The organism is Glutamicibacter creatinolyticus, from assembly GCF_006094275.1.
GTDB classification, from domain to species: domain Bacteria; phylum Actinomycetota; class Actinomycetes; order Actinomycetales; family Micrococcaceae; genus Glutamicibacter; species Glutamicibacter creatinolyticus.
The window spans coordinates 2,618,710-2,642,931 of sequence record NZ_CP034412.1; the positions used below are offsets into that span (position 1 = coordinate 2,618,710).

General features: G+C 69.0%; 22 protein-coding genes. 9 read left to right on the top strand and 13 right to left on the bottom strand.

All coding sequences use genetic code 11. The annotated features are described in order from the left end of the window. Positions 1 to 118 precede the first annotated feature (118 nt). Genes GcLGCM259_RS12025 through GcLGCM259_RS12035 form a run of 3 tightly spaced genes read right to left on the bottom strand, consistent with a single transcriptional unit; the run spans position 119 to position 3,059 of the window. Positions 119 to 901 (bottom strand): SGNH/GDSL hydrolase family protein, encoded by a 783-nt coding sequence (locus GcLGCM259_RS12025; RefSeq protein WP_138926729.1) that lies wholly within the window; start codon positions 899 to 901, stop codon positions 119 to 121. Beyond that, complete coding sequence (locus GcLGCM259_RS12030) at positions 901 to 2,049, bottom strand: serine hydrolase domain-containing protein (protein ID WP_138926730.1); 1,149 nt, start codon at positions 2,047 to 2,049, stop codon at positions 901 to 903. Before GcLGCM259_RS12030 ends, GcLGCM259_RS12025 begins: the two co-directional genes overlap by 1 nt. A gap of 11 nt (positions 2,050 to 2,060) precedes the next feature. Continuing rightward, a complete protein-coding gene (locus GcLGCM259_RS12035) occupies positions 2,061 to 3,059 on the bottom strand; it encodes an RNase H family protein (protein WP_138926731.1) in 999 nt (332 codons plus the stop codon). Positions 3,060 to 3,222: 163 nt separating this feature from the next. Between GcLGCM259_RS12035 and GcLGCM259_RS12040 the strand changes: the two genes are divergently transcribed. Beyond that, positions 3,223 to 4,785: an HNH endonuclease signature motif containing protein gene (locus GcLGCM259_RS12040; RefSeq protein WP_175419420.1), complete on the top strand. Its 1,563-nt coding sequence runs from the start codon at positions 3,223 to 3,225 to the stop codon at positions 4,783 to 4,785. 52 nt (positions 4,786 to 4,837) lie between these two features. Here GcLGCM259_RS12040 and GcLGCM259_RS12045 read toward each other — a convergent pair whose 3' ends face one another. Together GcLGCM259_RS12045 and GcLGCM259_RS12050 are read right to left on the bottom strand one after the other, a co-directional pair. Further along, positions 4,838 to 5,947 carry a glutathione S-transferase family protein gene (locus tag GcLGCM259_RS12045; RefSeq protein WP_138926733.1) on the bottom strand — a complete coding sequence of 370 codons (1,110 nt, stop codon included), beginning with the start codon at positions 5,945 to 5,947 and terminating at the stop codon, positions 4,838 to 4,840. Positions 5,948 to 6,192: 245 nt separating this feature from the next. Then, positions 6,193 to 6,768 carry an NADPH-dependent FMN reductase gene (locus GcLGCM259_RS12050; RefSeq protein ID WP_138176570.1) on the bottom strand — a complete coding sequence of 192 codons (576 nt, stop codon included), beginning with the start codon at positions 6,766 to 6,768 and terminating at the stop codon, positions 6,193 to 6,195. A 139-nt stretch (positions 6,769 to 6,907) separates the two neighbouring features. Between GcLGCM259_RS12050 and GcLGCM259_RS12055 the strand changes: the two genes are divergently transcribed. Continuing rightward, positions 6,908 to 7,399: a MarR family winged helix-turn-helix transcriptional regulator gene (locus tag GcLGCM259_RS12055; protein ID WP_138926734.1), complete on the top strand. Its 492-nt coding sequence runs from the start codon at positions 6,908 to 6,910 to the stop codon at positions 7,397 to 7,399. Here the strand turns inward: GcLGCM259_RS12055 and GcLGCM259_RS12060 are convergent. Continuing rightward, a complete protein-coding gene (locus tag GcLGCM259_RS12060) occupies positions 7,389 to 9,239 on the bottom strand; it encodes an ABC transporter ATP-binding protein (protein WP_138926735.1) in 1,851 nt (616 codons plus the stop codon). The genes GcLGCM259_RS12055 and GcLGCM259_RS12060 overlap by 11 nt on opposite strands. A 168-nt stretch (positions 9,240 to 9,407) precedes the next feature. Here GcLGCM259_RS12060 and GcLGCM259_RS12065 point away from each other — a divergent pair, with 168 nt between their 5' ends. Beyond that, positions 9,408 to 9,797: a MarR family winged helix-turn-helix transcriptional regulator gene (locus GcLGCM259_RS12065; RefSeq protein WP_246049567.1), complete on the top strand. Its 390-nt coding sequence runs from the start codon at positions 9,408 to 9,410 to the stop codon at positions 9,795 to 9,797. 147 nt (positions 9,798 to 9,944) lie between these two features. Here GcLGCM259_RS12065 and GcLGCM259_RS12070 read toward each other — a convergent pair whose 3' ends face one another. The 3 genes from GcLGCM259_RS12070 to GcLGCM259_RS12080 are packed head-to-tail and all read right to left on the bottom strand — an operon-like array spanning position 9,945 to position 13,936. After that, a complete protein-coding gene (locus GcLGCM259_RS12070) occupies positions 9,945 to 11,849 on the bottom strand; it encodes an SIP domain-containing protein (protein ID WP_138926737.1) in 1,905 nt (634 codons plus the stop codon). Between the two features lie 3 nt (positions 11,850 to 11,852). Then, entirely contained in the window at positions 11,853 to 12,902 is a 1,050-nt protein-coding gene (locus tag GcLGCM259_RS12075; protein WP_138926738.1) for a FecCD family ABC transporter permease, read from the bottom strand. Then, entirely contained in the window at positions 12,899 to 13,936 is a 1,038-nt protein-coding gene (locus tag GcLGCM259_RS12080; protein ID WP_138926739.1) for a FecCD family ABC transporter permease, read from the bottom strand. Before GcLGCM259_RS12080 ends, GcLGCM259_RS12075 begins: the two co-directional genes overlap by 4 nt. Positions 13,937 to 13,956: 20 nt before the next feature. On the opposite strand from GcLGCM259_RS12080, the gene GcLGCM259_RS12085 reads away from it, so the two are divergent. Beyond that, positions 13,957 to 14,751, top strand: coding sequence for an MBL fold metallo-hydrolase (locus GcLGCM259_RS12085; RefSeq protein ID WP_138926740.1), 795 nt, complete (start codon positions 13,957 to 13,959; stop codon positions 14,749 to 14,751). Positions 14,752 to 14,765: 14 nt separating this feature from the next. Here the strand turns inward: GcLGCM259_RS12085 and GcLGCM259_RS12090 are convergent, their stop codons facing one another. From GcLGCM259_RS12090 to GcLGCM259_RS12100, 3 genes are all read right to left on the bottom strand, one after another. Then, a complete protein-coding gene (locus GcLGCM259_RS12090; protein ID WP_138176551.1) occupies positions 14,766 to 15,806 on the bottom strand; it encodes an ABC transporter substrate-binding protein in 1,041 nt (346 codons plus the stop codon). A gap of 305 nt (positions 15,807 to 16,111) precedes the next feature. Continuing rightward, positions 16,112 to 17,464: an FtsX-like permease family protein gene (locus GcLGCM259_RS12095; protein ID WP_138926741.1), complete on the bottom strand. Its 1,353-nt coding sequence runs from the start codon at positions 17,462 to 17,464 to the stop codon at positions 16,112 to 16,114. Further along, positions 17,464 to 18,186 (bottom strand): ABC transporter ATP-binding protein, encoded by a 723-nt coding sequence (locus GcLGCM259_RS12100; protein WP_138926742.1) that lies wholly within the window; start codon positions 18,184 to 18,186, stop codon positions 17,464 to 17,466. The genes GcLGCM259_RS12095 and GcLGCM259_RS12100 overlap by 1 nt, the downstream gene beginning before the upstream one ends. A gap of 128 nt (positions 18,187 to 18,314) precedes the next feature. On the opposite strand from GcLGCM259_RS12100, the gene GcLGCM259_RS12105 reads away from it, so the two are divergent. Together GcLGCM259_RS12105 and GcLGCM259_RS12110 are read left to right on the top strand one after the other, a co-directional pair. Continuing rightward, a complete protein-coding gene (locus GcLGCM259_RS12105; protein WP_138926743.1) occupies positions 18,315 to 18,572 on the top strand; it encodes a thioredoxin in 258 nt (85 codons plus the stop codon). Between the two features lie 105 nt (positions 18,573 to 18,677). Continuing rightward, a complete protein-coding gene (locus tag GcLGCM259_RS12110; protein WP_425459782.1) occupies positions 18,678 to 19,346 on the top strand; it encodes a YqaJ viral recombinase family protein in 669 nt (222 codons plus the stop codon). 162 nt (positions 19,347 to 19,508) lie between these two features. Here the strand turns inward: GcLGCM259_RS12110 and GcLGCM259_RS12115 are convergent, their stop codons facing one another. Further along, positions 19,509 to 20,612, bottom strand: coding sequence for a mechanosensitive ion channel family protein (locus GcLGCM259_RS12115; protein WP_054821715.1), 1,104 nt, complete (start codon positions 20,610 to 20,612; stop codon positions 19,509 to 19,511). Positions 20,613 to 20,829: 217 nt separating this feature from the next. Between GcLGCM259_RS12115 and GcLGCM259_RS12120 the strand changes: the two genes are divergently transcribed. The 3 genes from GcLGCM259_RS12120 to GcLGCM259_RS12130 all read left to right on the top strand — a co-directional run bounded on the left by GcLGCM259_RS12120 (position 20,830) and on the right by GcLGCM259_RS12130 (position 24,104). Beyond that, a complete protein-coding gene (locus tag GcLGCM259_RS12120; RefSeq protein ID WP_138176541.1) occupies positions 20,830 to 21,393 on the top strand; it encodes an AMIN-like domain-containing (lipo)protein in 564 nt (187 codons plus the stop codon). 146 nt (positions 21,394 to 21,539) lie between these two features. Beyond that, a complete protein-coding gene (locus GcLGCM259_RS12125; RefSeq protein WP_246049569.1) occupies positions 21,540 to 22,544 on the top strand; it encodes a PhzF family protein in 1,005 nt (334 codons plus the stop codon). A 45-nt stretch (positions 22,545 to 22,589) separates the two neighbouring features. Continuing rightward, on the top strand, positions 22,590 to 24,104 hold the full coding sequence (locus tag GcLGCM259_RS12130; protein WP_246049570.1) for an MFS transporter: 1,515 nt from the start codon (positions 22,590 to 22,592) through the stop codon (positions 24,102 to 24,104). Positions 24,105 to 24,222: the final 118 nt, after the last annotated feature.

Below are 24,222 nucleotides of genomic sequence, written 5' to 3' on the forward strand. Positions count from 1 at the left end.
TCCCGGGGCCAGCCCCGGAACTCCTCGTTAAGGATAGCCGGTGCGTGGCGGAACCCACAACACCGGCTGTCAGCCGCGCGCCCGGCACAGATGCGCCCGGCGCGGGCAATGCCGCGGGCTACTGCCCGGTGCCCAGCGTGATGTAGTGCGGATACTTGGCCTGCAGGGTGTCGCCCGAGGAAGTGCCGGTCAGCCGGCGTTTGATCCACGGGGCCAGGTGTTCGCGCGCCCAGCCCAGGTCCTGGCGGATCTTTTCCCCGCGCGAGTTCTCCGGCACCGGGGCCAGCACCGGGGCCGGGATCTGCTCCTGCCAGGCTTCGGGCACCACGCCGTGGGCGCCAAGCACGCCCAGCACGCGCCGGGCCATCATCGTGTGCCCCAGCTCGTTCATGTGCAGCCGGTCCACCGCCCACAGGCGCGGGTCGCTGAATTCGCGCCAGCGCCAGTAGTCGGCGATCATCGCCCCGTGGCGTTCGGCGATGGTGCGCACCAGCTCGTTGTACAACGCGGTGCGCGGGCGGGTGCGGGAAAACAGGGGCGAGTCGGCCGTGTCGAACCCGGTGAACAGCACCACCTTCGCCCCGGAGTCCGTGAAGCGCTGCACCATGCCCTCATACCCGCCCATCAGCGAGTTGATGTCGACCTTCGGACGCAGGATGTCGTTGCCGCCGGCGTAGATGGTCACCAGGTCCGGCTCCAGGGCCAGGCCCGCCTCCAGCTGCTGGTTGATGACCTGGCGGATCTTCTTGCCGCGGATGGCCAGGTTCGCGTACTGCCAGTCCCCCTGGGCGCACAGCACCTCGGCGACCCGGTCCGCCCACCCGCGCACCTGGTTTGGGCGCAGCTGGTCCACGTCGCCCACCCCTTCGGTGAACGAGTCACCCAGTGCCACGAACTTCATTACTTCTCCTTCGCTTGCAGAATCTGGCGGATCGTTCGGCTGAGCTGGACCCCGGTCGGGTTCTGGGTCTCGCCTTCCGGCCCGGCCGGCAGGTAGGCGACCGCGAGCTTGTGCGCCGGATCGGCGAACGCGATCGACGAATTCGCCCCGTTGTGCCCGTAGGCGAAGATCGAGCCGTACTCCTGGCCGGGGGTGCCCTTGGTGAACCCCAGCCCGAAGGACTGCGGCTGCCCGCTGATCCGGTCCGGGCCGAAGACCCGTTCGCGGGAGACCTGCGCCCAGGTGTCCGGATCCAACAGCCCGCGCTCGATACCCAGCTCCGGCACCGGCCCAAAGGAGGCGGCGTAGATCGCCGCCAGGGCCTGGGCGTTGGCCACCCCGCCCAGGCTGGTGGGCCCGGCGGCGCGCACGTTGGGCTTGTTCGCCCACGCCAGCAGCCCGGCCTGGCCGTGGCGCACGCCGTCCACGGCGAACCCCGCCCGCGAGTTCAGCGACATCCCGGACAGTGACAACGGGTCCACGAACGTCTCGGGCGTATTGGTGATCAGGGTGGGGCGGAAGCGCGGCTCCAGCTCGGCGGGCTGGCCGATGTAGGCGTCCACGCCCAGCGGCCGGCGGATGCGCTGTTCAAAGATCTGCTGCAGCTCCTGTCCGCTGACCCGGCGCACCAGTTCCTCCATCAAGGTGCCCATGCTCAGCGAGTGGTAGCCCACGATGTGCTGGCTCAGCGGCCAGTAGCTGGGGATCTGGGCCAGCATCCCGGCCAGCCGGCGCGAGTCCAGCAGGACCTCCTCCGGCACCCCGCCGGGCACCCCCAGCACCCCGGCCTGATGGCTGAGCAGCTGCCCGACGGTAACCTGCTCCTTGCCGGCGACCGCGAATTCGGGCCAGTAGCGCCCCACCGGGGCCTCGGGGTCCAATTTACCCTCCTGCACCAGCAACGCGATGACCAGCGCCCCCAGCCCCTTGGTCACCGAGTAGATGCAGGTCAGCGCGTCCCCGGCCAGGTAATCTCCGGCGGTGTGGCTGAGCACCAGTTCCCCGCGGTGGTAGACGGCCAACTGGGCGCAGAATTCGGTACCCTGCCCGGCCCGCTCATCGAGCTGCGCGGCCAGCTCGGCGAACTGCTCGGTGATCACTTGTTTCATGGTTTCCGATCCTATCGCGGCTGTTCGGCGGTTTCCTGCCGGAAGCGCAGCTTCCAACCCTGCTCGGTGTGCTGCCACCAGGAGGAGCACACCAGCGTCGCCGACCCGTCGGCCGGCTTCATCCGGTAGGCGAGCAGCACCAGGTCATCGGCCAGCGCGTGGGCGGTGAGCAGCTGGGTGGGACCGGTGGCCGGTAGCCGCTGCCCGGAGTCGAGCACCTGCTGCACGGTGGCCACGTCCAGCAGCCCGCCGTGGCGGCTGACCTCCTGGTATCCGGGATGCAGGAAGTCGACGAACTCCTCAAAGGAGGTGCGCACCTTCCCATCGAGCATCCCCCGCTCCAGGCCGAACACCATGGCGGTGGTTTCCGCTCCGGCCGGCTCCGCCTGGCCCGATGCGGCCAGCTCCCCGGGCGCCGCGGCATGCGACCCGGTGTGCACCGGCGCGGCCTGGCCCGCGCCGGTCTCAGCCTCGGTCTTCGCTGTGGTCCTCGGCCCCGCCGCGGACACCGTCGTGGCCGCAGCCGCCGACCCGGGGGCGGCGTCGCGGGTGAAGCCCGGCCCGTGCGGGACCGGGGCGGAGCGCTGGTGGGCGGTGGCCGCGGCCCGCGCCCGCTCATCGGCCGCCTCGTTCAGCTCATGTCCGGCGTGGCCGCGCACCCATTCGAAGGTGTAGGAACGGTTCTGGATCGCCGCATCCAGCTCCTTGAGGATTTCCTGGTTCATGACCGGCTTGCCGTCGGCCTTCTTCCAGCCGCGCTTCTTCCATCCGGGCATCCACTTGCTGATGCAGTTGATGGCGTACTGCGAATCGCACAGGATCCGCAGCTCCTCGCCCGCCAGGTGCTCGGTGGCCCGAAACAGTTCCAGCACCGCCTGCAGCTCGCCCATGTTGTTGGTTCCGTGGTCCCACCCGCCGGCCGCCCAGTTCTGTTCGTCGATGTACCAGGCCCATCCCGCCGGCCCGGGGTTGCCCAGTGCCGATCCGTCCGCTGCAGCAATGATCGTCATGGGTTTAATCCTGCCACGCGACGCCCACGGTTTCCGATTTGCGCCCCAGCGCGGTACGGGTGCGGCGCGGGCACGGCACCGGCAGGACAGCGGTCCGAAAATTGTTATCCACAGATTTGCTTCATCGGCTCCAGCCGCCGGTTTTTGCGGGCATCATCGGGTCATGGCACCAACACTTCCCGGTTCGCTCATGGACCGGCTCACCCAGCTGGTCACCGGCGGCGAGGCCGACTCGCCCTCGGGGCGCGGCCTACGTGTGCTCGCGCTGCTGGATGCCGCCGCCCGCCAGGTGCTTGACGGGCTGGATGATGAGCAACTCACCGCCGCCGAGGCGCTGAGCATGCTGCGGGTGACCGAGTCGCTGCAGCGCAGCGCCACCTACGCCCGGGTGCGGGCGGCCGGTGCGGTGGCGGGCACCGCCGCGCACCGGTTGCAGGCCGACTCGCTTTCCCATGCGCTGGATACCTCCACCGCCGAGTTGGCCACCGGGGCGCCGCTGCCGGTCAACGCCAAGATCCCCGCCGCGGCCAAGTCCCGGTTCCGCTCGGAAATTGACCTGGTGGCCCGGGTCATCGACGCGAACTTCTTTGCCGCCAAGGCGCTGGTGCGCACCCACCGCCAGCTGGTGGGCAGCGGCAGCCGTCCGGCCCAGTTCACGCAGCTGTCCAGCCGTTTTGCCGACGCCTCCCAGAACCCGGCCACCGTGGGCGCGGCCGCCGCGAAGCTCGGTTCGCTGCAGCTGTCCGGCGCAAGGCTGCGCGATGCCGAACGCCGGGTGGACGGGGCCGCCGCGCAGGGGCATTCGGCCGTGAAGTCGGAGCTGAAGTCGATCAGCGAGGAGCTCAGCACCCCGGATCTTGCCGAACGCGAAGCGGTGCATGAACGCTGCGCGGGCCTGCGCTACCGCGGGCTGGGCCCCTACGGCCACGTGTGGGAACTGACCTGCACCACCACGGATCACGAACTGCTGCTGATGACCGCCGACCGCTTGTCCAACCCGAACCTGGCGGCCAACCGGCAAGCCCGGGCCGCGGCCGGCGCCGCCCCCGAAAGCCCGAGCGGAGACACCAGCGACCCGAGCGCCGTGCGCGCCCGCAAGCTGCTGCGCACGGTCCTGGACATCGTGCGCCAGTCCCTGTTCAGCCCCCGTCCGGCCACCGCCACGCGGCGTGGTCCCGGGGAGCCGGCCTCCATCGCGGTACCCAACGGCTCGGGTCTGGTGCTGCCCTCGATGGTCGACCTGCTGGTCACCATCGAATACGACGCACTGCGCGGAATGACGGACGCGGCGGGGCTAACCAGTCACGGCCAGCGGATCAGCGCCAGCGAACTGCGTTGCAGCGCCTCCATCGGCGGAATCATCCCGGGAATCCTGGGCGGGGCCGGCGAAGTGCTGGACCTGGGACGACGACGAAGACTCTTCACCATCGGGCAGACCCGCTCGGTGGTGGCCCGAGACCGTGGATGCATCAATCCCGGTTGCACGATGCCGGCTCACCGGTGCGAGGTGAACCACTGCCAGCCCTGGGTGCTGGGCGGGAAAACCAGCGTGGACAATGGATGCCTGCTGTGCAAGTCCTGCCACCTGGCCTTCCACGCCGGATTCCTGAAAATCCGCATGGTCAACGGGGTTCCCTATGTGCTGCAAAGTCCGCAGCAGGATCCGGAGCAAAGATACCGACGCAACTGGGTCTGGCACCCCAACCAGCCGGCACTGGCCGCGTAGGGCCACTACCGGCTGGGGCGTCGGCCGGGCTGGGGCCACCTGGGGCGTCGAACTAGGCCGGGTAGAGCGGGTTGTGCCCGGCCGGAACCCGTTCCTCCTCCCGCACCGGATCCGGTGCGGTGCCGTCCAGGAACTGGGGACCGTTGGCCAGCGACTCGCGCCCGTGGGGTTCGAGCCACACGGACAGGTCCGGGCCCTTGGGCACGATCTGGGTCGGGTTCACGTCCTCGTGCACGATGTAGTAGTGCTGCTTGATCTGCACGAAGTCGATGGTGTCGCCGAACCCCGGGGTCTGGAACAGGTCCCGGGCGTACCCCCACAGATTGGGCATCTCGGTGAGCTTGTTGCGGTTGGACTTGAAGTGTCCGTGGTAGACGGCGTCGAAGCGCACCAGGGTCACGAACAGGCGCACATCCGCCTCGGTGATGTGGTCCCCCATCAGGTAGCGGCGGGTTTCCAGGCGCTCCTCGAGCTGGTCCAGGGCCGCGAACAGGCGGTCGTAGGCATCCTCATAGGCCTGCTGGTTCCCGGCAAACCCGGCACGATAGACCCCGTTGTTCACCTCGGTGAAGATCAGCTTGATCAGCGGCAGCATTTCCTCCAGCTGCTCACGCGGGAACAGGTTCGGGGCCCCTTCGCGGTGGAACTGCTTCCACTGGGTGGAGAAGTCCCAGGTGATCTGGGGGTAGTCGTTGGTGACCACGCCGCCGCTGGGGATGTCCACAAGCGCCGGCACGGTGATGCCCCGCGGGTAGCCGGCGAAGCGCTTGAGGTAGTTTTCCTGCAGCCGCTCGGTGCCCAGCACCGGGTCGCGGCCATCGGGATCCAGGTCGAAGGACCAGCTGCGGGCGTCGTGGGTGGGCCCGGGCATGCCGACCGAGATCGCGTCTTCCAGGCCCATCAGCCGGCGCACGATCAGGGTGCGGTTCGCCCAGGGGCAGGCGCGTGCCGCGATGAGCCGGTACCGCCCGGCCTCCACGGGCCAGGTTTCGGCGCCCTCGCCCAGCGCGGCGTCCGGGTGGCCGATCTTGCTGTCCGACGGGCCGGCGGCCTGCTCCAGGTCGGTGTCCGCGTCCACGATCCGGTCCTGGATGTAGTTGGTGTCCCGCTTGAACTCGTCGCCGGTCACATAGGTGCCCTTGGTGGAATGTTCCTCGCTCATGATGCCCTCCTGCAATCATTGGTCACGGATGCAGCTCATTGATCACACCCTAACGCGTTGGCATGGCAGCGCAATGAGCGGGGTCGGTGAAAAATGTTAATGCTCGGTGGAAAACGTTAAAGCACTGGCGCGGGGGCGGGGAGGCGCTGCTCCGCGCACTCCCGCGCCGTGCGATGGGTTATCGGTGTGCCCGCCTTCGCGGCTCGCGGTCGGTGACCGGCTCGCGCGAGGCGGCGTGCCGGCTGCTAGGCGTCGGCCAGGGCCGGCTTGCGCACCGAGTTCATGGCGGTGGTCCAGGCGGCGAGCTGGTCAAACATCGGTTCCACCGAGGTGGCCGAGATCTCGGTCGGGGCGAAGCTGGTGAAGTTCTCAAAGTCGGTGAACAGGGAGAACAGCCCGGTCTTCTGCACGTGGGCGACCTGCAGTTCGGAGAGCATCCCGCGCAGGTGCTCGATCGCGCGGGCGCCCATGGCCGAGCCGTAGCCCACGATGCCGGCGGCCTTGTTGTTCAGCTCCAGGTTCACGTAGCTCAGTGCGTTGGCCAGGGCCGGCTGCACGGAGTGGTTGTACTCGCCGGTGATGAAGATGTAACCGTCGAATTCCTCCAGCTTGGCGGCCCAGGCCTTGGTGTGCTCCTGCTGGTAGTTCTGGTAGGCGGCCGGGAACGGCTCATCGAGCACCGGCAGGTTGAAGTCCTGGATGTCGACGATTTCATATTCGGCGTCCCCGCGCTGCTGGGCACGCTCCAGCACCCACTGGGCAACGGAGAGGTTCAGGCGTCCGGGGCGGGTGGAGCCGGTAACGATGGCGATCTTGTTCATGTGCTGCTTTCCTCACTGGGTCGAACTGCGCCATCAAATTGACGCGTCATCTATGTTTGCCAAAAACAGAATGCCACGGAATAATTGATGTGTCAACAACATCTAGCATTCCGGGGTTCCGACGAGGAGATGACGGCACATGGCCGAGGAAACGCGCTGGCTCGATGACCAGGAGCAGCGCCTGTGGCGCATCATCCGCGAGTTCCTGTGGCACTTTCCCAGTGCCATGGACCGCCAGCTGATGCGGGATTCAAAGATGCAGTCCGGAGAGTACTCCGTACTGGCCACCCTATCGGAATCCAGCTCCAAGCAGCTGCGCCCGGCCGATGTGGCGCGTGAACTGGATTGGGACCGCTCCCGCCTGTCCCACCTGCTGCGCCGAATGGAGAACAAGGGGCTGATCGAACGCTGCACGGACGCCCGCGACGGGCGCGGCAACCTGATCAGCCTGACCGAGCAGGGCTGGCACACCATCCGCACCGCCGCCCCCAGCCATGTGAACTTCATCCGCGAAGCCATCTTCGATCAGCTGGAGGCCGACGAGCGCGAGGTCATCGGCCGCGCCCTGACCCGGATCCTTTCCAACCTCGACGGCCAGCAGCCCGGCGGGCAGCCGGAGGCTAACTGCTGAGCTGGCGCGAGTAGTCGCTGCTGCCCAGCAGCCGGGCAAAGGCGCCGCCGGCGGCAGCCAGCCCATCGAACGAGCCTTCTTCCACGACGCGCCCGGCATCAAGCACCACGATCTTTTCCGCCCGGGCAATGGTGCTCAGCCGGTGGGCGATCAGCAGCGTCGTGCGCCCCTGGGCCAGGCGGTCCAGGGCCCGCTGCACCTGCGCCTCGGTCACGGTATCCAGCGCACTGGTGGCCTCATCGAGCACCAGCACCTTCGGATTGCGCAGCATCGTGCGGGCGATCGCCAGGCGCTGCTGCTCCCCGCCGGAGAAGCGGTGCCCGCGCTGGCCGACCATGGTCTCCAGCCCCTCGGGCAGCGAGGAGATCAGCTCGGCGATCTGCGCATCCTCAAGCACCTGCCACATCTGCTCCTCGGTGGCCTGCGGTGCCGCCCAGGACAGATTCTCGCGGATCGTGCCGTGCAGCAGGTAGCTCTCCTGGGAGACCACCCCCACCACCGCGGCCACATCCTGCGGGTCCAGGGTGCGAAGATCCTGCCCGTCCAGCAGCACCCGGCCGCTGGTGGGATCGGCCAGGCGCGGGATCAGCGAGCCCAGGGTGGACTTGCCCGAGCCGGTGGCCCCGACCACCGCGGTCGTCTGCCCGGCGACCAGTTCCAGGTTGATCCCGCGCAGCGTGTCCTGGTGCCCCTGCGGGTAGCGGAATCCAACGTTCTCCAGACGCACCTGTCCGCGCACCCGCGTCGGCTCCAGGCGCACGGGCCGCTCGGGCAACGGCAGCGCCTGGTCGGTATCCAGGTACTCAAAGACCCGGCTGAACAACGCCAAGGCGGAAACCCACTGCACCGAGACGCTCATCAGCCCCATGACCGGGCGGAAGATCCCGGCCTGCAGCCCGGTGAAGGCCACCAGCGTGCCGATGGTCATCCCGCCGGAGGTGGCCGGCAGCCCGGCGGCCAGGTAGAGCAGCGCCGGCACCACCGCGAAGATCACCGACATGGTGGCCATGCGCCAGCGTCCGGCCAGCTGGCTGCGCATTTCCAGGTCGATCAGCCGGGCGCTGGATTCGGAGAAGCGGGCGCTGTCCGCGGCGGTGGTTCCCATCAGCTTGGCCAGGCGCACCCCGGAGATGCTCAGCCGCTCCTCGATCAATGAGGTGAGCGTGGACATTTCGGCCTGCCGCCGGGAGGTGATCCGGCGGCGCAGCTGCGCGACCTGGCGGGCGAGGATGATGGCCAGGGGCAGCACCACCAGGGAGATCAGGCTCAACCGCCAGGAGATGGCGACCATCGCCGCCGCGGTGGCGACCACCGTGGTCAGGTTGGAGGCGATGGTGGTCGCCGAGTTGGTGACCACGGACTGCATCTGGCCCACGTCGTTAATGAGCCGGGACTGCACCTCCCCGGAGCGCGACCGGGTGAAGAACGCCAGCGACTGGCGCTGCAGGTGGCTGAACAGTGAGGTGCGCAGCCCGTGCATGACCTTTTGCCCCATCAGCGTGGCCCGCCAGGTCTGGATCACCCCGAACAGCGCGGTAATCACCGCAACCCCCACCAGCCCGGCGGCACCCAGCACCAGCGCGCGCACGTCCTGCTGCGGAATGGCGTGGTCGATCAGCTCGCGCACGATGAACGGCTGGGCCAGCCCGATCAGCGAGGAGGCTACGATCAGCAGCACCACCACGATCAGCGTGGCGCGGTGCGGGGCGAACAGGGCCCCGATGCGGCGCAGCGAGACCGGGTGCTGCTCAAGCTGGGCGCGGTCCTGGCGCAGCTTGCGTTCGCGGTTGGATCCGCCGGCGCGCTCGGTTCCGGGCGCTGCCCGATGGGTTTGGCTCATGTCCGCCTCCTGGGGTGCGGGAAAACTTACCACCCAATAATAACAGAGGTAACCTCACTATGTGGCTGCATCTTGAATTTCTTGGCGGCACTGCCATATTCTGAATCCATGCCCGATGCGAAAACACAGCCCGACTTGGCCTCCCTCTTCCACCGTGCGGCCCGGTCTGTGAGGCGGCAGACACGCCTGGCCCTGGACCCGCACGGCATCACCCCGCACCAGTCCCGGGCGATGATGCTGCTCGCCCGCGCCAGTCAGGGTGGGGATGGCCCTGGCGGGCTGCGCAATTCCCAACTGGCCGAACAGTTGCGCATCGCGCCGCGCTCGGCCACCGAGGTGGTCGACCAGCTGCAGGACAAGCAGCTGGTGCGCCGCACCCAGGACCCGGCCGACCGCCGTGCCTGGCTGATCAGCCTGACCCCGGCCGGCGCGGAACTGAGCGCCGTGCTGCGCGAGGACCGCCGCGTGCAGATGAACGACTTCTTCGCCCGGCTGGACCCGGCGGACCAGGCCCAGCTGGCCCGGATCCTCACCGCGCTGATCGACGACGACTGCTAGGCACGCCCCTTGGCGCAGCGCAGCGCACCGCACCGCACCGCATCCGCGCCGGGTTCGGGTTAACGACCGCGGGGCAGGAGCGCGGAACATCCGCACTCCTGCCCCGGCAGCAACTCCGTCTGGCGTCGAAAAAGGGAGGGTGGCAGCCTAGTTTTCGGTCTTCCCCTCGCGCCAGTAGCCCATGAAGGCCACCTGCTTGCGGTCGATGCCCACGTCCTTGACCAGGTAGCGGCGCAGCGTCTTGACCGCGGAGGCCTCCCCGGCGATCCACGCGTAGAACGGCCCGGCCGAGCCGCCGCCGGTTTCCCACAGGATCGTCGAATCGATGTCCACGTCCTCCGGGTCGGCGTTGGTGTGCACCACCCCCGCCGCGGGGATCGCCACCGCCTCCCGCACGGCGGACTCCAACAGCTTGCCGTGCGGCTGGGTGCCGCGGGTCAGCCACTGCACCGACACCCCGGAGGCGGTCGTGGTGCCCAGGATGTCCCCGGCCTCCGGGACCTCGATGAACGCATCGCCGGTCACCGTGGAGGGCAGCGCCTCCAGGATCGAGCAGATCGCCGGCGCGGCGGTCTCATCGCCCACCAGCAGCACGCGGGTGGCGTTGCCGGGCCGGAATTCGATGCCGCCGTAGCTGGCGTCGTTCAGCGCCTTGTTCGGCCCCAGCAGGAGCATCCGGTCCCCGAGCTTCGCCCCGGCGCCCCATTCGGTGGCCGGCCCGCCCTGCAGGTGCCCGTCCACGTAGCGTCCGTGCAGCACGAAGTCGATGTCCAGTTCCGGCCAGTCCCCGCTCTGGTTGTCGCGGTGCCCGGCGTCGCGGAAGGCGCGCACCGTGTAGGTGCGCATCACCCCGCGCTCCTGCGGGTCGATCGCCAGCCAGCGCTGGTACCAGCCGGCCTGCTCGGCGGGGCTGGTCAGCCCGGCCGGGCGCATCGCGGCCAGCTCCTGGGGCAGCATGCCGGCCTTGTTGGTGGCCAGCAGCAGCTTGATGCGCATGTCCAGCGGGTGGCTGTTGGTGCCAAAGTGCTCCAGGTCCGGACCGGCCAGGGTGATGCGCCGGAAGGAGTGGGAGATGTTCTCGGCGCGTACCACCTCGGTCTCAAACGCCAGGGTCGGGCAGTGCTCGGCACTGGGCCGCAGCTCGGCGGAGAGCTCCTGCCGCCCCTCCGGGGTCCGCGGCTGCTTCGCCGGCTGCTCGGTGACCTCCGGGGTGGAGATGTCCCGGCGCACGATCCCGTTCGCGGCCAGCAGGCTTTCGGCGCGCAGCACCCGGTGCTTGCCGATGGGCAGCACCAGCGGGGTGCCGGCCACCGGGTCGGGGATGACCCGCGAGGGCATCCCGAACACCTCCTTGACGGTTTTCTCGGTGACCACCACGCTGGGGTGCCCGGAGGCGAAGACCTTCCCGTCCTTCAGCGCCACCAGGTGGTCGGCGTAGCGGGCGGCCAGATTCAGATCGTGCAGCACGATCACCACGGTGATCCCGCGGGTGCGGTTCAGCTCGGCGATCACGTCCAGCACCTCGAGCTGGTGGGCGATGTCCAGGTAGGTGGTCGGCTCATCCAGCAGCAGCAGCCCGGTTTCCTGGGCCAGCGCCATCGCGATCCACACGCGCTGGCGCTGCCCGCCGGAGAGCTCATCGACCGGGCGTTCGGACAGCTCCGAGGTGCGGGTCAGCTCCATGGCCCGGGCCACGGCGGCCTCGTCCTCCGCGGAGAAGCGCTTGAACCAGCCCTGGTGCGGGTAGCGGCCGCGGCTGATCAGCTCGCGCACGGTGATCCCGTCCGGGGCGTTGGGGGTCTGCGGCAGCAGCCCCAGCTTCTTGGCCACCTCCCGCGCCGGGCGGGTGTGGATGTCCGAGCCGTCCAGCAGCACCTGGCCCTGGGCGGGCTTGAGCAGCCGGGCCAGCGCGCGCAGCAGCGTGGACTTTCCGCAGCCGTTGGCGCCGACCACCATGGTCACTTCCCCGGTGGGGATTTGCAGTGAGAGTTCATCGACGATGGTGACCTTGTCGTAGGCCAGCGTCAGGCCTGTGGCCCGCAGATCGGCCATGGGTTATCCCCCGTTTCCAGTTGAGTTGGCACGCACCAGGACCCATAGCAGGAACGGTGCGCCGAATGCTCCGGTGATCACGCCCACCGGCAGGGACACTTGCGCAAAGAGGTTCGCGGCCGCGAAGTTCGCCACCACGACGATCACCGCGCCGGTCAGGGCTGATAATCCAATGTTAATGGCCGATCGGGTCAGCGCGGCACTGATCGGCCCGGCCAGGAAGGCGACGAAGGCCAGCGGGCCGGTGACCGCCACCGGGATCGCGCCCATCGCCACCGCGGTGAACACCAGCAGCGCACGGGCCGCCGGAACGTTCAGCCCCAGTGCCGCGGCGGTGTCCTCCCCCAGCTCCAGCAGCTTCAGCTGGCGCACCACCACCGGCACCAGCACCAGGCCCACCACCCCCAGCCCGAGGCCCAGCACCGTCGCCGCATCCCAGGTGGCGGCGGACAGCGAGCCGGTCAGCCAGCGGATCGCGTCCCCGGCGGTGTTCAGCTGGGCCTGGGTGAGCAGGTACTGGATCACCGCCTGCAGCATCGCCCCGATCGCCAGCCCGGCCAGGATCAGCCGCGGGCCGGTGCGGGTGCCGGAGGCCGAGAGCCAGTAGATCACCGCCGCCACCCCCAGCCCGCCGGCCAGGGCGGCGGCGTTCATCGCCCAGCCGTTGACCCCGAAGTACACCATCGCCACGATCGCCGCGGCCGCCGCACCGTATCCGACGCCGATCACGTCGGGGCTGGCCAGCGGGTTGCCCAGCCAGCGCTGGAACAGGGCGCCGCTGACCCCGAAACCGGCCCCGGCCAGCGCCCCGACCACCAGGCGGGGCAGGCGGTCCTCCATCACGATGAACGAGGTGCCCGGCACGCTTTGCCCGCCCAGCACGGCCAGCACCTCGCCGGGGTCCAGGGCCTCGCGCCCCCAGAACAGGTAGGCGGCGGCGCCGCCCAGCAGCGCCAGCACCAGCCACAGGGCGCTGGCCGCTGCCCGGGTGCGCCGCGGGGCGCGTTCGGCCAGGGCGGCGGTGACCCGGGATTTTGAGGTTGGCAGGTTCACAGGCTCACCGCCTTCATGCCGCGGCGCATCAGCGCGATGAACAGCGGCGCGCCAACCAGCGCGCACATCACCCCGGCCTGCACTTCCCCCGGCGGGGCGATCAGCCGTCCAAGCACGTCGGCGGCGAGCATCAGCACCGGCCCGGCCAGCAGGCACCCCGGCATCAGCCAGCGGTAGTCCGAACCGATCAGCAGGCGCACCGCATGCGGGATGATCAGCCCGACGAACGCGATCGGCCCGGCCACCGCGGTGGCGGTCCCGGCCAGCAGCACGATCCCGATCGACCCCAGCAGCCGCATCCGGCCCAGGTTGAAGCCCAGCGCGGTCGCGGTCTGCTCGCCCATCGCCACCGCATTGGAGACCCGGGCGGTGCCCAGCACGATGAGGCAGCCCAGCAGCACCACCGGCAGGGCGGTGAGGTAGGTGTCCACCCCGCGCGCGGCCAGGGTGCCGATCTGCCAGAACCGGAATTCGTCCAGCGCGGCCCGGGAAATCATCAGCAGCGCGTTGGTCACCGCGGTCAGCCCCACCGCCAGGGCGGCGCCGGCCAACGCCAGCTTGATCGGGGTGGCGCCCTCCCGCCCGATGGAGGCGACCAGGTAGACCAGGGTCATCACCGCCGCGGCCCCGGCAAACGCGGCCAGCATCATCCCGCCCAGGCCCAGCGAGCCGAACAGCGCGATCGAGGCGACCACCGCCAGCGCGGCGCCGGCGTTCAGCCCCAGGATCCCGGGGTCGGCCAGCGGGTTGCGGGTCAGCCCCTGCATCCCGGCCCCGGCCAGCCCCAGCGCCGCGCCGGTGACCAGGGCCCCGACGGTGCGCGCAATGCGCGAATGCACCACCGCATGTTCCGGGTTGGCCGCGTCATAATCGGCCAGGGTGCCCAGCACCGAGGCCAACGGCACCGGCCGGGCCCCCAACGCCAGGGAGGCGCCCACGCCCAGGATGAGCAGCAGCAGCAGGCCCAGGCACACCCCGAGCTTGCGCCCGGGGCGGATCGCGGTGCTGCGCGTTGTACTTTCGATCGCGCTCATTGCTTCCTACACTCGTTGCTATGAAAGATCTTGCCAGTCCCACCATTCTGGGCCCCGGGCTCGCCGTGCTGCGGGCCGCGAACCCCTCGCAGATGACCCTGGAGGGCACCAACAGCTACCTGCTCTTCGACGTCCACGCCACGCTGGGCTCCGGCAGCCCCGTGGTGCTCATCGATCCGGGCCCGGACCTGGAGGAGCACCTGGCCGCGTTGGCCGCCCACCGGGTGGTGCTGGTGCTGATCACCCACCGGCATGCCGATCACACCGGCGGGATCGACCGGCTGCACCGGCTGACCAACGCCCCGGTGCGCGCGCTGCTGCCCGAGCACTGCCGCGACGCCGCGCCGCTGTCGGACCGGGAGGTCATCGACGCGGCCGGGGTGCGGCTGCAGGTGCTCACCACGCCGGGGCACACCTCCGATTCGGTGTGCTTCCTCCGCCAGGACGCGCCGGGGCTGTTCACCGGGGACACGATCCTGGGCCGGGGCACCACCATCCTGGAGCACCCGGACGGCACACTGGTGGACTACCTGGATTCGCTGCAGCGCCTGGCCGGGTTGCCGGACCTGCCGCTGCATCCAGCCCACGGGCCGCAGCATGCCGGGTCGCACGCGCTGATCGCCGCCTACCGGCAGCACCGCGAACAGCGCCTGGAGCAGGTGCGTGCCGGGTTGCGCGCATTGGGCAAGGCCGGGGCCCACGCCACGCCCGCTGAACTGCTGGACCTGGTGTACCCCGACCTTGATCCGCGCCTTGTCGGCGCGGCAACCCATTCGCTTGAGGCGCAACTGCACTACCTGGCGATCAACTCCTAGCCGCAAACGCGGCGCTACTTGGCCTCGGCGGCCTTCTGGGCGGCGTCGGCCAGCTTCGGCACGACGTTGTCGATGGCCCAGGACAGGGACAGCGGGGAGGCCGCGGAGACCGAAAGCACCTGCTGGTCGTTCTCCATGGCCACCAGCCCGCCGGTCTTGGAGGCCGGGATCTGGGCGAAGAGCTCGTTGCTCTTCAGCGCGTCCTGCACAGTGGTGCCCGAGGCGACCGAGGCGAAGAAGATGTCGGACTTCAGCTCATTGGCCTTCTCCGGGGACCATTCGAAGTAGAAGGAGCCTTCCGGGGTGTTCTGGGTGACCACTTCGGCCTGCTTCATGCCCAGCGAGGTCAGGAAGCGCGGGCGGTTGTCCTCCCCGGCGTACAGGCTGATGGTCTTGGGCTGGGACAAATCCCCGGCGATGAAGCTGGTGTCCTTGAAGACCGGGTACTTCTCGGCCTGCCCGGCCAACTCACCTTCCAGGTCCTCGATCAGCTGCTGCGCCTGCTCGTCCTTGCCCAGCAGCTCGCCGGCCGCTTCGGTGGTCTGCTGCCAGCTGGTCAGGTAGTTGGCCTCGATCGGCCCCACGGTCGGAGCGATCTTGGACAGCTTGTCGTACTCCTCCTTGGTCAACCCGGAGTACGCGGCAAAGATGGCCTGCGGCTTGGCCTGGGCGATCGCCTCGAAGTCGATCCCGTCGGCGACGGAGAACTGCGTCGGCGCGTTCTCGGAGCCGATCTGCGCGCCCAGCTCCTTGAGCTTGGCGTCCTTCCAGTCGGTCGAGTTGTTGGCGTTCTGCCCCCAGATGTCGCTGTCCATGCCGACCGGAACGGTGTCCAGGGCCAGCAGGGCGTCGGCATTGACCCAGGAGATCGTGGCGATGTCCTCGGGCACCTGGTCGAAGGTGGTTTCCCCATAGATGTGCTCGATGGTGATCGGGCCGGAGGCGGCAGCGCTGCTCTGCTGCGCCTCCTTCGCGGTGTCCGCGGCGCAGCCGGTCAGGGCCAGCGCGGTGGCGGCCGCCGCGGCGACCAGGGTATGACGACGAGTTAGTTTCATCTTGTTTCCATCTGCAGTAGCAAGGGACCAAAAACCGGCCAAGGTTGGTTAGGCAAACCATACCTGGACCGGATGCAACATTACGCGGTGCCGCATTCATTAGGCAACACGCGTCAACTGTAATTCAGGCCACAGCTTCGAGTGGGTTTCCGCCATCCCCGGTTTTCCGGTGCGGTGCGGCCACCGGCACCGATGAACAAATATTGCGCCCCAACCCGGAACCGCCCCGCCAGACGCTAAGGGAACGGGTCGGCGACAGCCCGATGCTCGCCGCCGACCCGTTCCGGGCCTGCCCGGTGCCCGCCCTATTCGGCGAGCGCGTGGATCCCGCCGCGCTCCCCGGCCGAAAGCAGGCGTTGCGGGGCGGCAACGGAAATCGCCAGGCGGATCAGCAGCAGCCCGGCGCCGGTCGCCCCGACGCAGACGGTCAGCACGGTCAGCGGCTGCATGATCAGGGCCATTCCGGCCAGCGGGAACACCAGGACCAGGGAGGCCAGCCCAAACCCGATGGCCGCGGTGAGGGTGGGGATCATGACCGACTTCACCCGGGCCCGGTTCATCAGCTCGTAGGGCATGCCCAGCCGGTTCAGCCCGTGGTACAGGTCCGCCCGGTCCAGGGTGGCGGCGGCCTGGGTGATCGTGCTGGAGGCGGCCACGCAGATGAAGCTCACCGCCAGGGTCAGCAGCACCCCGCTCAGCACGTCCTTGCCCAGGTGCTGCTCCCATCCGGCGCTGCCGGTGTCCCCGGTCAGCTGCATCATCGCCGCGCCGGTGCCGCCGACCACGGCGATGAAGGCGGCCATCGCCACCCCGGAGACCTGGCGCCAGGCCTGCTGCGGGGATTCCAGGATCATCCGGGCCGCCAGCAGTTGCGCCCCGTCCTGGGCCTTGCGCAGCTTGGCACGGCCCACCATGGCCACCAGCCACGGGCCGACCAGGTTCATCACGCCCAGCCCCATTCCCATGCCCAGCACCAGGATCACCAGCATCGTAGCCAGATCCCGGGCGATGACATCCAGGTAGGTGAACACGTTGTACAGCACCACCAGCACGCCCAGGGCGATCAGGGCGCGCACCCAGCGGGGCTTGGGGGTCAGTGCGCGGCGGCGCACGGCCAGCGGGGTGATCACCAGTTTGCGCAGCCCGATCAGCGAGCTGATCACCGAAAGCACCGCCACCGCCAGCAGCACCCCGACCACCACCAGCGCGGAGGCGTAGACCGCGTTGCCCAGCGCCCGGCCCTGGAAGTGGATCAGCCCCACCAGCGGGGCCAGCAGGTAATACAGCCCCACGCCCAGCACCGCGCCGGCCATCGCCGCGGCCACCGCCTGCAGCACGCTGATCCATCGCACCTGCCCACCGGTGGCGCCCATCAGGCGCAGCGAGGACAGGGCCCGGTCGTGGCTGCGCGCCGAGAGCTGGGCCGCGGCCCGTCCAAGCACCAGCAACGGGATGATCAGCAGCATGACCGCCAGTGCGGCCAGGGACAGGTAGGTGCCCTGGGCCTCGGCCGGCAGCTGGCGGAATGCCAGTGCACCGCCGACCACGGTGAGCACCAGGGCGGTGACCACCGCGTAGCTGGTGATCGTCAGCAGCAGGGGCCCGCGCCGCCCGCTGGTGCGCCGCCCCAGCAGCCAGGCCAGATACAGCGAGTTCATCAGCGCAACACCCCGTCGGCCTGGCCGGAGAGCGAATCGCTGGCGATCCGCCCGTCGAGCAGGCGCACCACGCGGTCGCAGCGCGAGGCGACCTGTTCGTCGTGGGTGACCATCACCAGGGTCTTGCCTTCGGCGACGGTGCCGGCAAAGAGCGCGTCCAGCACCTCGGCCCCGGTGGCCGAATCCAGCGCACCGGTGGGCTCATCGGCGAAGATCAGCTGGGCGCCGGTGACCTGGGCGCGGGCGATCGCCACGCGCTGCGCCTGCCCGCCGGACAGTTCACCGATCCGCCGCTGCTCCATGCCGGCCAGCCCCATCCGGACCAGCGCCTGGCGGCCCAGTTCGATGGCCCGCTGGCGCGGGGTGGAGTTGATCAGCAGGGCCATCGCCACGTTCTCCTCCGCGGTCAGCTCCGGGATCAGCAGCCCGGACTGGAAGACGAAGCCGAACGCCTCACGGCGCAGCTTCGAGCGCTGCCCCTCCCCCAGGCCGGTGATTTCCACCGGGACCCGGCCGGGCAGAGCCAGGGTGACGGACCCGGAGTTCGGGGCCTCGATCCCGGCCAGGGTGTGCAGCAGGGTGGACTTCCCGGATCCGGAGGGCCCCATGATGGCCAGGGAGCCTCCGCGCGCCACGTCCAGGTCCACCCCGTCCAGGGCGGTGGTCGAACCGTAGCGGCGGGTCAGGGCCCGGGCACTGAGAACAGCAGTATTTTCAAGCATGATCCCAGCTTTCCAGCCGCGCACCCACCGCGTCCTCGGCCGAGCGGGCGAAAAACGCCGCCCGTTTTCTCCTACCGTGGTAGCACTCACGGCGGGCCGGGCCAACGCCCGGGTATGCTGGGCGCACCATGGTTTTGGAACTCTACACCCAGCCGTTTTGTGCCCCCTGCGTCCGTGCCCGCCAGGTGGTGCGCCGGGTGGCGGAGCTGGTCCCGGCGCTGGAGGTGCGCGAGGTCGACGTGGTGGCCCAGTGGCAGCTGGGCCGGGAGCTGGGGATCAGTTCCACCCCGGTGATCCGGCTGCTGGATGAGGACCGCCAGCTGCTGCGCGCCGAATCGGTGCCCACCGTGAACCAGCTGCTGGCAGCGGTCGCCGAGCACCTCTAGGTCCGGCGCTGGCCCGCCGGTGTGACGCATCCCGGATCCCGGGTGGTGCGACTCGCACCCCGCCGAAGCCGGGTTTCGGCCCCCGGATGGGGAACAATGGGACGGGTGAGTGTTGCTTCTTCCCTTGGTTCGCCGGTCGGGTCCCCTGCGGGGCATGAGTGCTTCCAGCGGGTGCTGGCCGATTCGTCGAACCGCATCGAATGGCTGCGGGCCCGCTCACAGGGCATCACCGCCACCGACGTGGCCAAGCTGTCCACCGAACGCTCCATCAAGTCCGCGGCCTGGGACAAGCTGTACGGTTCCGGTTTTTCCGGCAACCCCTACACCGAGCACGGCCGGCGCCGCGAGCCGGTGATCGCCAACTGGGTGCTGGAGAACTTCAACATCTTCCCCTCCAGCCAGCTGTTCCATTCCCGGGAGAACCGCCTGCACCTGGCCACCCCGGACGGGCTGGGCTTCGATGCCCAGGGCACCCCGGTGCTGGCTGAAATCAAGACCACGAACAAGCCCTTCAACCGGGTTCCGCGCCACTACCTGCGCCAGATCCTGTGGCAGCAGTACGTGATCGGCGCCGAACGCACGCTGTTCGTGTGGGAACAGCACGAGAACTTCATCCCGCTGAACGCGGTGCCCGAATTCCGTTGGGTTGAGCGCGATGACACCATGATCGCGGACCTGATCGCCAAGGCGGGGTCGCTGATCGACGAGCTGCGCCGCCGCACCCTGCGCCAGCAGCAGCTCGACGACTACGGCCCGGCCGCCCTGCGCCTCTAGGCGTCCTGCTTCCGCCGCTACCCCCCTTGCGCCGAACCCGGCCGGCAACGAACCGCGGCACACCCACGCTCTGCCGCCCAAGGCTGCACGGGCGTTAAACGGCGACGGCGCCGGCAGCACAGGCTGCGGGCGCCGTCCTCAGCTGCGGCCGGCCGGATGCGGCTAGGAGCCGATCTCGGGCTGGATCCGCGGGTCGGGCAGGCTTTCGGGGTAGTCGGCCACCAGCTCCGCGAGCAGCTTTTCGCGCACCATGTTGCGCAGGTCCCACAGGTCGCCGGCGTTGCGGGCCGATAAATAGATGGTCACGGTCTGCAGCCCGCCGACCGCGTCGGTCACGACCAGGGAGTTGCTGCGCCCGTCCCACAGGTCCGAGGACTCCAGCAGTTCGGTGGTGCGCTTGCGCAGGTAGTCCACCGGGGCGTTCCACTTCAGCTCCAGCACCACATTGCCGCTGATCTCGGTGGAGCGCCGCGACCAGTTCTCAAACGGCGTGGTGGTGAAGTAGGTGGAGGGCAGGATCATGCGCCGCCCGTCCAGCAGCAGGACCACCACGTAGCTCAGGGTGATCTCCTCCACCGAGCCGCGTTCGCCTTCCACCACGATGGTGTCGCCCACGCGGATCGAGTCGGTGAAGGCCACCTGCATGCCGGCAAAAACATTGGACAGCGGGGTCTGCACCGCCAGGCCGACGACCACCGACATCAGGCCGGCGGAGGCCAGAATACCGGCGCCCAGCGCCCTGACCTGTTCGATTGTCAGCAGGATCGCGGCGACCGCCAGCACCACCAGGATCGCGGCCAGCACCCGGCGCAGCAGCCCGATCTGGGTTTCCACCTTCGCCAGCTTGCGTCCGGTGCCGATCTTCTTCTGCAACCGCTCCAGCATGAAGTTCTCGATCCCCTTGGACAGGCGGATCAGGAACCAGGTGACGCAGGTGACCAGCACGACCAGCCAGGCGAACTGCCAGAACTGGTATCCGGTCTGGTCCCGGCGCAGTGCCAGCAGTGCGCTCTTGACCACAATTGCGGCCAGGGCGCCGAAGAACGGCAGCCGGGTGGCGGCAATGTCGCTGGACATGGTCTGGCTGCGGTGGAAAATCCGGGTGAACGCGAAGCTGAGCACGAAGGTCAGGACCGCCGCCAGCAGTAACCCGACCGCGATCACCGCCCAGAATCGCAACGATTCGGGTAGGAACCCGGAGGCTTCGACAACGTCGGTGACTTTGCTTTCGAGGTCTTCAATCGGTGCAGTAGGACTGGGAAGCATGTTCACAGCATGTCACAGTCGGCTTTAACGTTGCTGGGCGACATCCGAATGTACGCCCAGCGTGGAACCGCGCAAAGTTCCTAGGTATCGAACCGATACCGTTTGGGCGCCGAATCCAACAGTCCCTTGTTTTCGTGGGGCACACCACCTGTACTGGTTTCATGGATCACTGTGCTGTGGTCCAGGCGCTCAAACAGAAGGGAAGCCGGTGAGGGCAATGCGCCGCAAGAAGCTCGGATTAGCCGCGGCAATAATAGCAACAGGACTCATGACAGTGGCACCATCGGCCACTGCAGTATCGGTGCCGGCAGCGTCGCCGGCCACCGCATGCGCCACCGTCTACTGGGGATCGCTGACCAAGACGGTGTCCACCCATGCACGATCCACCAGCGTTGACGATGTGCGTACCGGACGCCACGCCTGCTTCGACCGCCTGGTCATTGACCTGACGGGCAAGAAGACCGGGTACACCGTCAAGTACGTCAACGCGCTCTACGCCCCGGGCAGCGGCAAGAAGGTCACGCTGCGCGGCGGGGCCACGCTGTCCATCACGGTCAACGCCCCGGCCTACAACTCCAAGGGGCAGCCGACCTACAACCCGGGGGCGACGATCCGCTCCCTGGACTACACCACCTTCCGGCAGCTGGCCTACCTGGGCAGCTTCGAAGGCCAAACCGACTGGGGCCTGTCCACCCGGGCCCGGCTGCCGATGCGGGCCTTCACGCTGGATGGACCGGGCACCGGTTCACGGCTGGTGATCGATGTCGCCCACCATTGGTAGGCAGCCTGTAGGCCGTCACCCGGCGGCTGTCAGTTTGCCCCTCCGGCCCGTGGGCCGGCAACGCTAAGGGTCAGCCGGTGTCATGCGCCCACTTCAGTGCGTAACACCGGCTGACCCGCGCGCACGGATGTGCCACCATGCAATATATGAACCCCGTCTTCGCCTATCAGCAGGTTGATGTGTTCGCGCCCACCGCCTTCAGCGGCAACGGGCTGGCCGTGGTCTTCGACGCCGATGAGCTGGACACCGAGGCGATGCAGAGCTTCGCACGGTGGATGAACCAGTCCGAAACCGTTTTCTTCATTGCCCCCACCGAGCCGGGGGCCGACTACTCCATCCGGATCTTCACCCCCAGCACGGAGCTGCCCTTCGCCGGGCACCCCACCCTGGGTGCCGCCCAGGCCTGGCTGGAGGCCGGCGGGCAGCCGGCCCGCGACGAACACCTGGTTCAGCAGTGCGCCGCGGGCCTGATCGAGGTGCGCGTCGAGCGGGAGGCCGGGGCGAAGCACCTGCGCCGCCTTTCCTTCCTGGCCCCGCCGCTGACGCGCAGCGGACCGGTGGAGGACGATGTGCTGCAGTGGGCGATCAGCGGGCTGGGGATCAGCCCGAAGGACGTGCTCGCCCACCAGTGGCTGGTTAACGGGCCGAACCATGTGGGGCTGCTGCTGCGCGATGCGGACGTGGTGCTGGGCATCGAACCGGACTACCCCGCCCTGGAGGGCCTGGAGCTGGGGGTGATCGGGCCCTACACCTCCTCCAGCGTCACCTTTGGTTCCTGGCAGCCGCGCGGCAGCGTGCTGCCCCGCGTGTCCGGCACCCGGGAGGAGCTGCGCCCGCTGGATGCCTCGGACCGCTACCGTTCCGAGGAGCGCTTCGGCTCGGTGGTGCTGCAGCCTCCGGCCGACTTCGAGGCCCGCTCCTTCGTGCCCAGCGAGGCGATCCAGGAGGACCCGGCCACCGGCTCGCTGAACGCCGGATTCGGGCAGTGGCTGACCGAGGCGGCCCTGGCCCCGCAGCGCTACACCGTCCGCCAGGGCACCCGGGTGGGGCGCTCGGCGATCCTGCACGTGGAAAACGACGGCACCGGCATCTGGGTGGGCGGGGATGTGGTCACCCGGATCTGCGGCAACGTGGAATTCCCCTCACCCTAGGCCCAGGGAACGGCAAGCCGGGCCACAGGGGTCTAAGCTTGGCAGGTGACTTCCCCCGAATTTGACTCCAAGGCCGCATGGCGGGCGCTATGGGCGCTGGTCATCGGCTTCTTCATGATCCTGCTGGACACCACGATCGTGTCCATGGCGATGCCGGCCATCATGGGGGCGCTGCACGCGGATTTGACCGCGATCATCTGGGTGAACAGCGCCTACCTGCTCACCTTTGCGGTGCCGCTGCTGATTACCGGGCGCCTGGGCGACCGCTTCGGCCCGCGCAACATCTACCTGATCGGTCTGGTGCTGTTCACCGGCGCCTCGGCCTGGTGCGGGCTTTCCCCCAGCATCGGCTCGCTGATTGCCGCCCGCGCCGTGCAGGGCTTCGGCGCGGCGATGATGTCCCCGCAGTCGATGACGATGATCACCCGGCTCTTCCCCTACCGTCACCGTGGCGCGGCCATGGGCGTGTGGGGCGCGGTGGCCGGGGTGGCCTCGCTGGTGGGCCCGATCGCCGGCGGGCTGCTGGTGGACACCCTGGGCTGGGAGTGGATCTTCTTCATCAACCTGCCGGTGGGCGTGCTGACCTTCATCCTGGTGATGCGCTGGGTGCCCAAGCTCCAGCCGCACTCGCCGACCTTCGACACGCTGGGCGTGATCCTCTCCGCGGCGGCCATGTTCGCCCTGGTCTACGGCATCCAGGAGGGGGATTCCACCAACTGGGAACCGTTCATCGGGCCGATCGGCTCGGTGCACCTGATCATTGCCGGGCTGGTGCTGCTCGCGGCGTTCATCTGGTGGCAGTCGCGCACCACCAAGGAACCGCTGGTGCCGCTGGGCCTCTTCCGCGACCGGAACTTCTCCCTGGCGAACCTGGGCATCAGCTTCATGGGCCTGGCCATCACCACGCTGAGCCTGCCGATGATCTTCTACCTGCAGTCGGTGCGCGAACTGAGCCCCACCCAGGCGGCGCTGCTGATGTCACCGATGGCGATCGTCTCGGCCGTGTGCGCACCGTGGGTGGGCAAGCGCGTGACCGCCCACGACCCGCGCAAGTTCGCGATCCCGGGCTTCGCACTGTTCGGCGGGGGCATCGTCAGCTACGCGTTCCTGATGCACGCCGACACCCCACTGTGGGTGCTGCTGCTTCCACCGGTGCTGCAGGGGCTGGGTTCGGCCATGATCTGGCCGTCGCTGTCACTGACCGCCACCCGCGACCTGGGCCCGGCCAACGCCGGGGCCGGTTCCGGGGTGTACAACACGACCCGGCAGATCGGTGCGGTGCTCGGCTCGGCGCTGATCGCGGTGATGATGCAGTCGCGCATCTCGGCGCAGGTGCAGTCCCAGGCCGGCCCGGACGCCCCGCTGCCCGATGTCTCCGGGGAGCTGACCCCGGGCGCGGTGCTACCCGACTTCCTGCATGAGCCGATCTCGGTGGGCCTGGGGCAGGCAATGCTGCTGCCCGGGCTGGTGGCCCTGGCCGCCATCCTGGTGGTCGTCTTCTTCCGCGGCCGCCCGGCGGAGCAGCCGCAGCAGGCCAAGCAGCCGGTCCAGCAGGACTAGGCGCAGACGCAAAAACCGCGGTGTTGGCATGACCGAAACTGGTCCTGCCAACACCGCGGTTTTGCTTAAGCCACCCCGAACCAACCGCGCCCGCCCCGGCCGGGACGGACATCGGCGA